Annotated in this window: 15 protein-coding genes; 10 read left to right on the top strand and 5 right to left on the bottom strand. The window is 52.7% G+C overall.

All coding sequences use genetic code 11. The features are described 5' to 3' along the window. The first annotated feature begins 131 nt into the window (after positions 1-131). Positions 132-725, top strand: a complete 594-nt coding sequence (locus tag B5D20_RS12660; RefSeq protein ID WP_242947896.1) for a Uma2 family endonuclease — start codon at positions 132-134, stop codon at positions 723-725. After that, positions 718-1353: a LysE family transporter gene (locus B5D20_RS12655; protein WP_078666581.1), complete on the top strand. Its 636-nt coding sequence runs from the start codon at positions 718-720 to the stop codon at positions 1351-1353. The genes B5D20_RS12660 and B5D20_RS12655 overlap by 8 nt, the downstream gene beginning before the upstream one ends. Here the strand turns inward: B5D20_RS12655 and trmL are convergent, their stop codons facing one another. Continuing rightward, entirely contained in the window at positions 1354-1815 is a 462-nt protein-coding gene (gene trmL, locus B5D20_RS12650) for a tRNA (uridine(34)/cytosine(34)/5-carboxymethylaminomethyluridine(34)-2'-O)-methyltransferase TrmL (RefSeq protein ID WP_078666580.1), read from the bottom strand. Beyond that, positions 1808-2656, bottom strand: a complete 849-nt coding sequence (locus B5D20_RS12645) for an MTAP family purine nucleoside phosphorylase (RefSeq protein ID WP_107754078.1) — start codon at positions 2654-2656, stop codon at positions 1808-1810. Before B5D20_RS12645 ends, trmL begins: the two co-directional genes overlap by 8 nt. A gap of 197 nt (positions 2657-2853) precedes the next feature. On the opposite strand from B5D20_RS12645, the gene B5D20_RS12640 reads away from it, so the two are divergent. Beyond that, complete coding sequence (locus tag B5D20_RS12640) at positions 2854-3120, top strand: HPr family phosphocarrier protein (RefSeq protein ID WP_078666578.1); 267 nt, start codon at positions 2854-2856, stop codon at positions 3118-3120. 114 nt (positions 3121-3234) lie between these two features. On the opposite strand, the gene B5D20_RS12635 is transcribed toward B5D20_RS12640, so the two are convergent. Both B5D20_RS12635 and B5D20_RS13940 read right to left on the bottom strand, forming a co-directional pair. Next, positions 3235-4065: a flavodoxin family protein gene (locus tag B5D20_RS12635; protein WP_159071951.1), complete on the bottom strand. Its 831-nt coding sequence runs from the start codon at positions 4063-4065 to the stop codon at positions 3235-3237. A gap of 52 nt (positions 4066-4117) precedes the next feature. Beyond that, complete coding sequence (locus B5D20_RS13940; RefSeq protein ID WP_159071952.1) at positions 4118-4321, bottom strand: hypothetical protein; 204 nt, start codon at positions 4319-4321, stop codon at positions 4118-4120. An 84-nt stretch (positions 4322-4405) separates the two neighbouring features. Here B5D20_RS13940 and B5D20_RS12630 point away from each other — a divergent pair, with 84 nt between their 5' ends. From B5D20_RS12630 to B5D20_RS12600, 7 genes are all read left to right on the top strand, one after another. Next, complete coding sequence (locus B5D20_RS12630) at positions 4406-5536, top strand: MGDG synthase family glycosyltransferase (RefSeq protein WP_078666576.1); 1131 nt, start codon at positions 4406-4408, stop codon at positions 5534-5536. A 160-nt stretch (positions 5537-5696) separates the two neighbouring features. Beyond that, on the top strand, positions 5697-7598 hold the full coding sequence (locus B5D20_RS12625) for a proton-conducting transporter transmembrane domain-containing protein (RefSeq protein ID WP_078666575.1): 1902 nt from the start codon (positions 5697-5699) through the stop codon (positions 7596-7598). A gap of 13 nt (positions 7599-7611) precedes the next feature. Further along, positions 7612-8553 carry a respiratory chain complex I subunit 1 family protein gene (locus tag B5D20_RS12620; RefSeq protein WP_107758373.1) on the top strand — a complete coding sequence of 314 codons (942 nt, stop codon included), beginning with the start codon at positions 7612-7614 and terminating at the stop codon, positions 8551-8553. Positions 8554-8557: 4 nt separating this feature from the next. Next, positions 8558-9199, top strand: a complete 642-nt coding sequence (locus tag B5D20_RS12615; RefSeq protein WP_078666573.1) for an NADH-quinone oxidoreductase subunit K — start codon at positions 8558-8560, stop codon at positions 9197-9199. Between the two features lie 6 nt (positions 9200-9205). Next, complete coding sequence (locus B5D20_RS12610; RefSeq protein WP_078666572.1) at positions 9206-10684, top strand: hydrogenase 4 subunit F; 1479 nt, start codon at positions 9206-9208, stop codon at positions 10682-10684. Continuing rightward, positions 10684-12192: a hydrogenase large subunit gene (locus tag B5D20_RS12605; protein ID WP_078666571.1), complete on the top strand. Its 1509-nt coding sequence runs from the start codon at positions 10684-10686 to the stop codon at positions 12190-12192. Before B5D20_RS12610 ends, B5D20_RS12605 begins: the two co-directional genes overlap by 1 nt. Positions 12193-12204: 12 nt before the next feature. Next, positions 12205-12960, top strand: coding sequence for an NADH-quinone oxidoreductase subunit B family protein (locus tag B5D20_RS12600; RefSeq protein ID WP_078666570.1), 756 nt, complete (start codon positions 12205-12207; stop codon positions 12958-12960). A gap of 46 nt (positions 12961-13006) precedes the next feature. Here B5D20_RS12600 and B5D20_RS12595 read toward each other — a convergent pair whose 3' ends face one another. Then, positions 13007-13270 carry a hypothetical protein gene (locus B5D20_RS12595; protein ID WP_078664755.1) on the bottom strand — a complete coding sequence of 88 codons (264 nt, stop codon included), beginning with the start codon at positions 13268-13270 and terminating at the stop codon, positions 13007-13009. Between the last annotated feature and the right edge of the window lie 19 nt (positions 13271-13289).

Genomic DNA, 13289 nt, shown 5'->3' with positions numbered 1-13289 from the left:
TCAGCATAAACCGGTGCAGTACTCCCGTCCGGGTGGAACTCCCGGGCCGAGGTCCCCTGTCGCCCTTGCCCCGCGGGGGCAAATCAAGTATTCGGAAAGGAGGCGAAAGCCTGGTCTGGGGGCCGACTTGATTGAAAATAAAAATAATCAAGTTTTTTGAACCAGGTATGGGAATGGATCAGCAACAGGAAAAGCTATATACTGTTCAAGATTATCTGGACCTGGATGAAGGGGCACGGGTGGAGCTGATCGGGGGCCGTTTTTATGCCATGGTTCCGGCTCCTTCGCGGCAGCATCAGAAGATTATTGGTAAACTCTTTTTAAATCTTGGTAATTATTTAACTAAAAAGGGCGGTCCCTGTGAGGTTTATCTTTCTCCCTTTGATGTTTATCTTTCCGAATATGATGTAGTACAGCCTGACCTTACGGTAATCTGCGACCCAGCCAAATTAAGCAAACGCGGCTGTGAAGGTGCACCGGATCTGATCATTGAAGTAGTATCCCCTTCCAATGCCGCCATGGATTATGTGAAAAAACTTCACCTTTATCATCAGTTTAAGGTTAAAGAATACTGGATTGTCAACCCTCAAAGCCGCAAGCTAACCCGTTACCTGCTGAATGAGGACTACCAATATGGTGAGCCAGAAGTTTATACTGGCGGCACCATTACTTTCAGCCTTTTCCCCGATTTAGCCATTAACCTGGAGGAATTATTCGATGAATAGCTCTGAACTGTTTCTAACCTCCTTCCTGATCGGCTTTTCCGGAGCGATTATGCCCGGTCCCCTCTTGACCATGGTAATCAAAGAAAGCCTGAGCCGGGGCTGGCGTACCGCCCTGGCCCTGCCGGTCAGCCATGCTTTACTGGAGCTGGCCCTGTTAATAGGGTTATTGCTGGGGGTAGGCCAGCTGCTGGAACAAACACTGGTCAAAGGCATAATCGCCGTTATCGGCGGCCTGGTGCTGGCCTGGATGGGCTATGATATGCTGAAAAGCCAGCTTAATCCAGAACTGGCCGCCACGGTGGAAAGCAGCGCCCGAGTCAGACTCAGTCCCTGGCTGGCCGGCTCCTTAACTTCCGCCAGCAGCCCTTATTTCTGGCTCTGGTGGGCCACCATCGGCATGAGCTATATAGCCCTCAGCCGGCCTCTAGGCCCCTGGGGGATAGGCGCTTTTTATACCGGCCATATTGCTGCCGACCTGGTCTGGTATGGTGGGGTAATTCTGGCTCTCACCCATGGCCGGCGTTTACTGAGCCCGCGGCTTTATACCTGGATTATCCGCATCTGCGGTCTTTTCCTGATTTATATCAGCCTGACCTTTATCTATCAGGGCTGGGGCTGGTTACGCTAATTACTTTAAGCCGGCAAAATTGTTTTGCCGCAAAGCTTCATAAACTACTACCGCCACCGCATTGGAAAGATTGAGACTGCGGGCATCTTCCCGCATGGGCAGGCGAATGCGGTGATGGGGACGGGCTGCCAGCAATTCTGCCGGCAGCCCTTTGGTTTCCTTGCCAAAGAGGAGAAAATCCCCCGGCCGATAGCTGACTTCCGTATGCCAGACACTGCCCTTGGTGGTAGCCAGCCAGAGGGTTTTACCCCCGTGCACAGCCAGGAAATGCTCCAGGTTATCATAATGATGAACATCCAGCAGGTGCCAGTAATCCAGGCCCGCCCTTTTCAAGGAACGGTCATCCACGGAAAACCCCAGGGGATGAACCAGGTGCAGGCTAGCGCCGGTAGCAGCACAGGTACGGGCAATATTGCCGGTATTCTGGGGTATTTCCGGCTCGACCAGAACGATATTAAACATCCTTTTCCTCTCCTTGCATCTCCTTGAGCAAAGTCGGTTTGCGCAAATCAGCACAACCACACTCTCTGGCGGCAGGGGCTGCCGCCAGAGCTTCCAGTAATATGGCGCCTATACGCTGACTCTGGCCGTAGAACAGCTCCTTTAGCTCTTCATGCTCCCAATCCTTGATAATTCCTTCCGCATAATTGACCACCAGATCCACCCGGGCATAACAGGCGCCAATCTCCCGGGCCAGATACACCTCCGGACAGATGCTCTGTCCAATCACATCAGCCCCGGCCAGCTTTAAGAGCTGCACTTCCGCCGGGCTTTCAAAATGACGGCCATCAGTACAGGCATAGATAGAGCGATCAAACACCCGTCCGGCTGCGTATTTTTCCGCCGCCTGAACCAGTAGTCGACGCAATTCCGGACAGAGGGCCTGCCGCATTACCAGCAAATAACGGCCATCCAGTTCCACATCCTTGCGCATGGACTGGTCGATATAATCATTGGGTATTACTACATCCGCTGGCCGCAAGAGGTGATTGACTGACCCCACCCCTCCTTCGGCCAGCACTGTATGTACTCCAGCCTCCCGCAAGACCCAGAACACCTGGCGCGAAGCATCAGCCCGGCTCACTCCCCGCCGCCAGCCATGCATACGGCAGGTCAGCACTTTTTTCTCCCCCAGCTGGAAATAGGTAAAAGGCGGTGAACTGCCCCAGGGGGTAGCAAAAACCAGGTCTTCCGCAATAATCTCCAGGCCCGGCCAGGGCAAGTCCCGGGGAAAGGAGATGGAATTGGTACTGGAACCGCCAATTATAGCCCATTGTGCTACAGGTATATTAGCCAATCTGATTGCCTCCTTTGCTGGTAATTACCACTCAACTTATTATTTTAACCGTTCACCCCCAAAAAACAACCGTTTACCCCAAATTTTTTCCGTTTACCCCCTTGTCAAACGTCGGTGAATGGTAGTAAAATAAAGGTGAACGGTAGATATTCCACCTTGAATGGTTGGGATAGATAGTGAGACCTACGCAGGGAGGGGTCGACATGGTTCAACAAACTGCCGCTGTGAAAAATCCTACCGGCTTGCACGCGCGGCCAGCCGCATTACTGATCCAGGCTGCCAGCCGTTTTAAAGCCGATATCCGACTGGCCAAAGGCGAAAAAGAGGTAGATGCCCGCAGCCTGATGGGCATCCTTACTTTAACCGCCCGGCCCGGTGATATTCTTACAGTGAAAGCTAGTGGTGAAGACGCAGCACAGGCCGTAGCAACCATCACAACTCTGGTCCAGTCTCCTTTAGATGAAATGTAAGCAGCAACAACCCAGCATTTATTTAACCAGACACCATTTACCCTAGCTTAAGGAGGCCTTGTCAAAAGACAAGGCCTCCTTTATTTCTAATCTCAAACCTCGAACTTCGTACCTCTATTTCCGCACCCACCAGTCCAGTCCCCGGTAGGGCTTTTGCACTTCCTTTAGCTGAACCCGGTTTTGCAGGAACTTCTGTTTCATTTCCACCAGCCAGTGATTGAAATGTTCCTTCAGCCCCTCAGGACTAAAACGGCTCTGCTGGCGGGACTCTCCCAGCTCCAGCCCTGCCTGACCTACAGTGCCGGTGCTCCCGCACAGCGGGCAAAGAAAAGCATCTGCCTGCTGCAGGCGAACATAGCCACTGCCGCAATCAGGACAGGCAAAAGGCGCCCGGGTAACTTCTCCTCCTGTTTGCAAAGCCCGGGCCAGCCGGTCCAGTTCCGCTACTACCTGCGGATTGGCCAATCCTTCTCCCGGCAAAGCGGCATGGACCAGCAAGCTTCCTACATGCTGGAAACGGAAAAGTTTGGGCAACATATCCACCACTTCCTGGGCATAGCCCATCCAGCCGGGAGCGCCATAGGTAGTAATAGTGACACAAGCCTTACCTGCATATTGTTCACTGTTGGCCCCCACTCCCAGCAAGCGGTCAGCAAATACCTTCAAGGAAGCATGGGGACCGAGGAAATAGACCGGAACTGCCAGCACGATGGCATCAGCCTGGCGGATTTCCTCCAGCACGAAATTAAGGTCATCAGGTAAGGGGCAGCTCTGCCCCGGTTCCAGGCATTTGTAACAGGCCCGGCAATATTCCAGTTTCAGCTCAGCCAGATTCAGCATCCGCTTTTCCACCTGAACCGGCAAACGGGATAAAATGTGTTTAACCATCAGTTCACTGTTGCCAAATCGCCGGGCAGTAGCTATAATTCCCAGCACTCTTTTCATGTTATTTCCCCCTTCTTCCCCTCTACCCAAACCGATGAATCTATCTCTCATTTTACTTCCGCTCCCGCTTGACCAGGTCGCATTCAACCATACCCTGGATACATTCATCACAGATGAATTCGCCGCATTCCTGACAGAGGCGAATATCCTCCGGATGCAAATCCAGACAGTCATAGCAGTAAGAGGTATCACAGTGTCGGCACAACAGGCCTTCTACCCCCTCCCGCTGACAGCGGTCACATACCGCAATCTTCATGTTTTCCCCCCTTAAACCTTCAGGCTGGTTACATTGCTATTATAGCACAGAACATGGTAAACTGGAAAGCGGAGGTGAAAAAACATGGCAACCCAACCGCGTATTCTTCTCTGTTCAGTTTCTATCGGCGCCGGCCATGACCTGGCCGCTCTGGCCATGGAGCAGGCTCTGGCCGAGCGCTTCCCCGGAGCAGTTTTTAAAACCATTGACACCTTCCGTTACATAAATCCTTTCTTGAATCAGGTAGTAAAAGGCAGCTATCTGGAAACCATCAAATTCACCCCTAAAGTCTGGGGCTATCTCTACCGTCAGGCTGAGGAAGGGGACAACTTCATCGACTTCAATTATATTTTGAATAAGCTTTTATCCCCCAAGCTGGCTAAGCTGGTGGAAGATTTTCGTCCTGACCTTATCATCGCTACCCATGCCTTCCCCTGTGGCATATTTTCGGTTTTAAAAGAAGAAGAAAAACTGGATATCCCTCTGATCGGGATTATTACCGATTATACTATCCACCCTTTCTGGCTCCACCCCCGGGTGGATCATTATGTCATCCCTAGCCCCCAACTGCTCAAGGTCATGCAAAAAAACGGCTTTACCGGCGAGCGGGTCTGGCCGCTGGGCATTCCGTTACGGCAGCAGTTTGCCCGACAGCGGAACAAACTCCAGCTGCGTCAACAACTGGGTCTTAGTCCTGACTTGCCTCTTATGCTTCTGTCCGGGGGCGGTTTTGGTCTGGGCGCACTGGAAGAAATTGCACAGATACTGCTGGCTTCAGGTTTGCAGGTGCAGATTGTTGCTATTACAGGCAAAAACGAAAAATTACGACGGAAACTGGAAGCCATGACTCCCGCCAGTATCCCTCTGCATGTTTATGGCTATGTGGAAAATATGCCCGATTTTCTGCAGGCTGCTGACCTGCTCATCTCCAAACCCGGTGGTTTGACTACAGCAGAGGCCCTGGCCTGCCGCCTGCCCCTGCTTATTGTCAATCCCATCCCTGGCCAGGAAGAACGCAATACCGTCTTTCTCCTCAATCACGGTGTAGCGCTGCTGGCTGCTGAAACCGAAGAAATTCCGGTGGTATTGGAACAATTCCTGGCCAATCCCCTGCGCCAGCGGCATATGGTGGAAATGGCCACCTACCTGGGTCGCCCCCGTGCAGCTGAGGAAATTGTGGAAAAGATCATCGCAAAAGGCTTTGTGAAAAAATAATCGCTTTTTTGTCTTGACTTGTCTGAAAATAAGATATTATACTAGAAGACAGAGTTTGTATCAAAAAAACAACATAAAATACATTGCACCGCCTGGCTGTTCCCACAGACGGTCGGTGCTTTCTCTTTTTTTAAACTTTAATTGGAAAGGAGTGTAAATTGTGTCAAGTGACTGGCTAGTTTCCATTTTTTTCTTTGCAATTGGGCTCTGGTTGGCTGGTGGCCTACTATCTTTAATCACTCAGCGCAAACCAACCCTCTCCCACAGACTGGGTGCCATTTCGGCTTTGCTGTCTTCTTCAACTTTACTGGTGCTGGCACTTATCACCATCAGTTCTGGTCTGGAAGTACAGCTTAGTCGAGCCGGTTTGTTTCTCCTGGCTTCTTTCAGCTGGTACCTGGATCCTGTGGGAGGCTTTTTTCTGCTACTCATCGGCCTGGGTGGTACCCTGGCTTCCTGGTATGGCCTGGGCTACTGCCAGGAATACCTGGAACATAAACCCATTGGTACCCTCTGGTTCTGTTTTAATCTTTTCCTGGCCAGCCTGGCTTTAGTAGTTACCGCCGGCAATGGTCTACTCTTCCTGTTAAGCTGGGAATTGATGTCCCTTTTCTCCTATTTTCTGGTGGTGTTTGAATATGACCGCCAGAATGTGCGGAAAGCCGGTTTTGTCTACCTGGTTATGACTCATATTGGCACAGCCTTTATTACCGCTGCCTTTTTGCTTTTCTATAAAACCAGCGACAGCTGGGAATTTGCCCACTGGTCACAAGCACAGCTCAGTCCCAGTCTTATGACTCTGGTTTTCCTCTTTGGCTTAGTTGGCTTTGGGACTAAAGCCGGTCTAGTCCCCCTGCACATCTGGTTACCCCGGGCCCATCCGGTAGCCCCCAGCCATATGTCGGCCCTGATGTCAGGGGTGATGGTCAAACTGGCTGTTTATGGGTTTTACCGCCTGGCCTGGGAATGGCTGCCCGCCCAGCCTCCCCTTTTCCTGAGCCTGCTGGTACTGAGTCTCGGGGCTGTCTCAGCCCTGCTGGCTATGCTCTTCGCTCTGGGCTGCCGGGATCTCAAACAGTTACTGGCCTTTTCCACTATTGAAAATGTCGGTATCATTTTCCTGGCGCTGGGCACAGCCTTAACTGCCCGCAGTTCAGGTCAGACCCAGCTGGCTGAGCTGGCCTTAGGAGCGGCCTTATTGCATGCCCTTAACCATGCTGTAATGAAGTCCCTGGCCTTTTTCGGAGCTGGTGCCGTGCTTTATCGTACCCATACCAAAAATCTCGATGAACTGGGGGGGCTGGCCAAACTGATGCCCTGGACCGGAGTTACCTTTTTCCTGGCCGTTGCGGCATTAAGCGCTCTGCCCCCTCTCAACGGTTTTTATGGTGAATGGCAAATTTATCGGGCCTTGTTGCAGCTGAACTCTACCCTGCAGCCACAAGGAGCGATTGCCGTCTTCGCTACCCTGGCAGCAGTGGCCCTGGCCTTTACCGGTGCTCTAGCTCTGGCTGCCCTGAGCAAAGCCTATGCCGGTGCTTTTCTAGCCACTCCCCGCAGTGAAAAAGCGGCCCATGCCAGCGAAGTCCCGGCCGCCATGCGCTTGCCTATGGCTCTGGTTGCCCTGCTCTTGCTGGTCCTGGGCCTGAGCGGGCCGCAGGTCTACCACTGGTTACTGGGACAGGTACTGGCAGTCAACAGCCCCGTTCCTGCTGGCAGTTTGCTGCTGGTAAGCGGACAGTTACTCCTGCTGGGCCTCTTGTTGTTCCTGGGCCTTAGGGCCCTCAACAATTTGCCGGTGCGGCAGGCTCCTACCTGGGGCTGTGGTATCGAGCTAACCCCGCGCATGGAATATAGCGCCAGTGGCATCACCATGCCTTTGGCCTTCCTCTTCCGCCGCTGGACTTTCGCGGCCCGGGTGGAAGACCATCTCTATCGCCCCCTCTGGGATAAGGTGATGGTGGTAGTCGATCAACTGCGCAGCGTACAAACCGGTCGATTGCAGACTTATCTGGCCTATATGCTGATTACTCTGGTCATTCTCTTGATCTGGGTAAATTAGGGAGGAGAGAAAGTTGTTCCAAGCATTGCAAGGTATATGCCAATCTCTGGCCCTGTTCTTTCTGGCTCCCCTCTTACTGGGCAGTATCAAAAAGCAAAAAGCCTTCTGGCAAAACCGCCAGGGCCCTGGTTTACTACAGCCCTACCGGGATTTTCACAAGTTCTTGCGCAAAGAACCAGTGGTTGCACAACCAACTTCCTGGATTTCCCGGATTGCACCTTATGGGGTTTTATTGCTCACCATCGCCGCTTTCTGGTTTATTCCCCTGGGCAAATGGCCGGCAGCAACTGCCGGCTGGGCTGACTGGCTGGTATTACTCTATCTTCTGGCCGCATTGCGGTTATTGCTGGTACTGGCCGGGCTGGATAGTGCCAGCGCCTTTGGGGGTGAAGGTTCCAGCCGGGAGCTGTTTATTTCCACTCTGGTGGAACCGGCCCTCTTTCTGATCCTGCTCACCGTCAGTCTCTCTGCCGGCAGCCAGGATCTGGGGCAAATCAGCAATTTCATGCGTCAGCAAGGGCTGGCCGCTTTCAGCCCCGCCTATTTCCTGGGCTTACTCAGCCTGTTAATCGTTACCATTGCCGAAACCGGACGAATCCCGGTGGACAACCCTGATACCCACCTGGAGCTAACCATGGTCCATGAAGGTATGCTGCTGGAATTTGGCGGTAAATATCTGGGCATGCTGCACTGGGCCGCAGCAGCCAAGGAAGTTTTGATCCTCTCCCTGGTGATCGCCCTCTATCTCCCCTGGACCCCTGCCTGGGCGGGACCAGCCGGCTGGCTAGCCGACCTGTTTTTCTTTTTATTAAAATTGTTCGCCCTGGGCTCCTTGCTGGCTGTCATCGAAACTGCCCTGGCCAAGTTACGCATCTTCCGGGTCCCCGATTTGCTGGGTGCTGCCTTTCTGCTGGCACTGCTGGCCAATCTCAGCCATTATGTGATAGGGGGTTAAGGTAATGGATTTTTCCCAGAGTTTAACCATGTTATTGCTAACCGCCTCCTTGCTGTTGATTATTACCCGTCATTTGGCCCGGGCAGTACATCTCTTGACTCTGCAATCCCTGGCCTTAGCTGCCCTGGCCGCCTTCTGGGGTTACAGTTTTGCCAACCACGAACTCTACTGGGCTGCTGTGCTAACGTTAGTGGTCAAGGGGCTCGTTACCCCCTGGGTATTATTGCGGTTATTAAAAGCGATCAAAGTGAAAAAGGAAATGGAAATGACCCTGCCCATGCGGTTAAATCTCATTCTGGCCCTGCTTTTAATCCTGGTTGCTTACCGGGTGGCGATACCGCTTAAAGCCCTTGCCACCTTACCTGTACCTCATAGTTTGCCTGTAGCTATTGCCATGATTATGTTAGGGTTGTTGCTGATGATCACCCGCAAAAAAGCTTTAACCCAGATTATCGGGTTGATTACTATGGAAAATGGTCTATATCTTTCGGCCATTACCGCCACCGGTGGCATGCCCCTGGTAGTGGAGCTGGGGATTTTCTTTGACCTGCTGGTCGGTGTAATCCTGCTGGGCATCTTTGCCTACCGAATTAATCAGACTTTTGATACCCTCAATACCGATACACTACAAAGCTTGAAGGGATGATTCGGCATGCTCCCACTCGGACTGATCCTCATACCTCTCTTAAGCGGACTGATTTCCTGGCTTCTGCCCCAGCCCCGCTGGAGTGCCTGGGCTAATGTGGCCGGAGCTACCCTGACTCTGGGCTGGGGCTGGTATCTGGCCTTACCGCTGTTTTTGTCCGGACAAACCTATACCGGTGCTAAAGACTTCTTCTACCTGGATAGCCTCAGCGCCCTCCTGCTGTTACTGGTGGTGACTATCGGTTTTGTAACCGCTCTCTATTCAGTTGGCTATTTACAGGCCGATCTGACCCATAAGCAAATTAACCAGCAGCAGTATCGCCGTTATTTTCTCTGGTTTCATTTATTTATCATGACCATGAACCTGACGCTGATAGTTAATAACCTGGGCATTATGTGGGTGGCAATTGAGGCCACTACCCTGGCCTCAGCAGTACTGGTAGGTCTGTATAACCAGAAAACCAGCCTGGAAGCAGCCTGGAAGTATCTTATCCTCTGCACAGTCGGTATAACCTTTGCTCTTTTCGGTTTAATTCTGGTCTTTTATGCCGCCGGGCATACCGCAGGCAATGAACAATCAGCTCTCAACTATACCGTTTTGCTTCAGGTAGTAAAAGAGTTTGATCCGCAATTACTCAAACTGGCCTTTATCTTTATTCTGGTCGGCTATGGTACCAAAATGGGGCTAGCCCCCATGCACAACTGGCTCCCTGATGCCCACAGCCAGGCTCCTTCCCCGGTCAGTGCCGTGCTGTCAGGGGTACTGCTCAACTGTGCTTTCTATGGGATTTTGCGCTTCTTTATCCTGGTCAACACCAGGGTAGATGGTCAATTCGCCCCCGGTTTACTGGTAATCTTCGGGCTGATCAGTCTGGGAATTTCCGTTCCCTTTATTTTGATGCAATATGACTTAAAACGCCTGTTAGCCTATTCCAGTGTAGAACATATGGGAATAATCACTCTCGCCGTAGGTCTGGGCGGCAAATGGGGACTGTTAGGCGGACTCTTGCATCTCATCAATCATTCATTTACTAAATCTTTCCTGTTTATGTTGAGTGGCAATGTGGTGCATAAATACCATACCAGGACCCTGGCCCGCATCAAAGGACTATTGCAAACCATGCCAGTCAGTGGCCCCTTGCTGGTTATCGGCCTCTTTGCCATCGCAGGAGCGCCTCCTTTCAGTATTTTTATCAGTGAACTGACCATCCTGACCGAAGCCTTCCAGCAAGGTCGCTGGTGGGTAGCCGGGTTACTCTTTTTCTTCCTGGCCCTGGTCTTTGCCGGTATGCTCTACCATGGCGGCAAAATGCTGCTTAGCAATAAAAGCAGCCGCCAGCGCCAGGGTGAAGGCAGCCACTGGCAGCTCTGGCCCCTCTTGCTGCCTTTGACTGCCATCCTGGTTCTGGGCATCTATCAACCTCCCCGGTTAGTGCATGCTCTGCAACAAGTGGCGGCAATTATCAGTCCCGGAGGTGCATATTAATGGTGGAATACCAGGAAGTCAGTTTAGAGAATTTGCGCTCGGAAGCACACCGATTATATCGCCAGCAGGATGGGCGCCTGGTTACCATGATCGGGACCGATGAGCGGGAAAAGGATGGTTATTTTCGCCTCTATTATGTTTTCTCCCTGCCGGCCGAGCAGCGCCATCTGGCTCTGGTAGCCAGGGCCAACCCTGAACAACCCGAGTTCCCGGCCTTAACCCCTGTCCTGCCAGCAGCCCACTGGTATGAGCGGGAAGTCCAGGACCTGCTGGGTCTTACCCCACTGGAACATCCTGATCCGCGGCCCCTGGTTCTGCATGAGATGTGGCCGGAAGGGGTTTACCCCCTGCGTAAGGACTATAATGGCTGGCGTCCCTCCCATCACCATCCCGGCCGCCAGCACCCATTCCCCCGGATTGATGAGCCCGGGGTATTTGAAGTCCCGGTTGGGCCAATTCATGCCGGGATTATTGAACCTGGTCATTTCCGCTTCAGTGTGAATGGCGAATATATCCACCATCTGGAACCGCGCCTGTTCTATACTCATCGCGGTCTGGAGAAGCTGGCAGAAGGGAAAACTGTAGAATGGGGTCTGGCCTTAGCTGAAAGGATCTGTGCCGTTTGTGCATTCAGCCATTCGGTAGCTTACAGCCAGGCTGTTGAAAAGATGAGCGGAACCGACGTGCCCCTGCGGGCTCAGTTTATCCGTACCATTCTGGTGGAGCTGGAGCGGTTGTATAACCATATCGGTGACCTGAGTAACCTTTGCGCCGGTACCGGCCTGGCCTTTGGTGTCAGCCAGCTGGCCCGTCTGAAAGAGCGCCTGCTGCAATTGAATGAAGCCCTGACCGGCAACCGCTATTTACGGGATTTTAATGCTCTCGGTGGAGTTAAACAGGACTGGGATCAAGCTACCATTAACCTGATCGCCCAAACAGTTACTGAGGTTTTTGAAGAATACGAAAAAATAATCGCCATCATCGATAACCATGATTTCCACCTGGAACGACTGGCTAATACCGGTATTTTATCCACTGTTGTTGCCCAGAATCTGGGGGCAGTAGGGGTAGCTGCCCGGGCCGCCGGTGTAGACCGGGATGTACGCCGGGACCATCCCCATCTTGCTTATAGCTCCCTGCCCCTGGAGGTTCCGGTACTGAGTAAAGGGGATGTGGAAGCCCGTTACCGTATCCGCCAGGCGGAAATTGAGGTATCAGTCTCCCTGATTCAATCTGCCCTGGACCAGTTACCTGCCGGGCCTGTTCGCACCGCCCTGGCTCCCCTGCCTGCCTGGGGCCAGGGGCTGGGTTATGCCGAAAGCGCCCGCGGCGATGACTATCACTGGCTGATGCTGGACGACAGGGGCCTGATCTATCGTTACCGCATCCGCAGTGCCAGTTACTGTAACTGGCCGGCAGTGGCCCAGGCGGTCCCCGGCAACATGATTCCCGATTTTCCCCTGATCAATAAAAGCTTTGAACTCTGTTACTCCTGTTGTGACCGTTAGGAGGGTAGGAGCATGTTCAATATCTTTCGCAAAAGCCTGGCTACCGGCCGGGTCACAACCCCTTATCCCGCTCAACCAGACACTCCGGCAGCCGCCTTTCGCGGTGCGCCTCAGCTGGCACCTGAATTCTGTCAGCAATGCGGTGCTTGCATCCGGGCCTGCCCTAGTGGGGCGCTGACCACAGAATACCTGGACCTGGGCCTCTGTCATTTTTGCGGTCGCTGTGCCGAAGCCTGCCCCCACGGGGCAATAACCATGAGCAAGGACTTTGAGCTGGCAGTACGGCAACGTTCTCTGCTCCTGCGCCAGATACCGGCTACTGTCAGTGTGGAGGAAATAGGGGCAGAGCTGCAGCGAACCATCAACCGTCTTTTTGGTCATTCTATGCATATCCGCCATGTGGACAGCGGTTCCTGCAATGGCTGTGACTGGGAAATGGTGGCCCTGACCGGTCCGGTCTATGACCTGCAGCGCTTTGGCCTGGATTTTGTCGCCTCCCCCCGCCATGCTGATTGCCTGATGGTCACCGGCTGCCCTTCTCTCCATCTGGTCCAGGCCCTGGAAAAAACCTATGAGGCCGCACCCAATCCCAGGCTGGTGGTAGCTGTTGGCACCTGTGCTATCTCTGGCGGCATGTTTGCTGACAGCTATGCTGTGCTGGGTGGAGCCGATAAAGTGGTCCCGGTGGATTTATATATCCCCGGCTGTCCCCCCCGGCCCCAGGCCTTGCTCTATGGTTTGTTGAAGCTTTTGAACCGGCTTGGATAGGAACAAATTCGCCCTTCGGGCGACTTAAAAGAGTAAGCCGCAAAGCTTACTCTTTTTCCCCTTTATAAACCATGCCTCCAGGACAATAAGGACATTCCAAAATTGGCATTCCTGGTGAGCCCAAGTTATCCAATTTGTCCATAGCTTTCATCTCATCTACGATAAATGCTGGCACTTCCTCTTTATACCCACATTTCTGACAATGATAATTGTAATAGGTTTCCTTCTTCTGTCCTTCGAAGGGAAGCTCCCAGTCCAGCAGTAGATCTTCTATCTCGGCCATTTCGTTTTTTCTTTTCTTTTTCTTCAAAGTAAATCACACCATCCTT

This window comes from Carboxydocella sporoproducens DSM 16521, assembly GCF_900167165.1.
Classification (GTDB): Bacteria; Bacillota.
The sequence above is the reverse complement of the archived record's forward strand: the minus strand, read 5'-3'. Positions and strand labels throughout refer to the sequence as shown.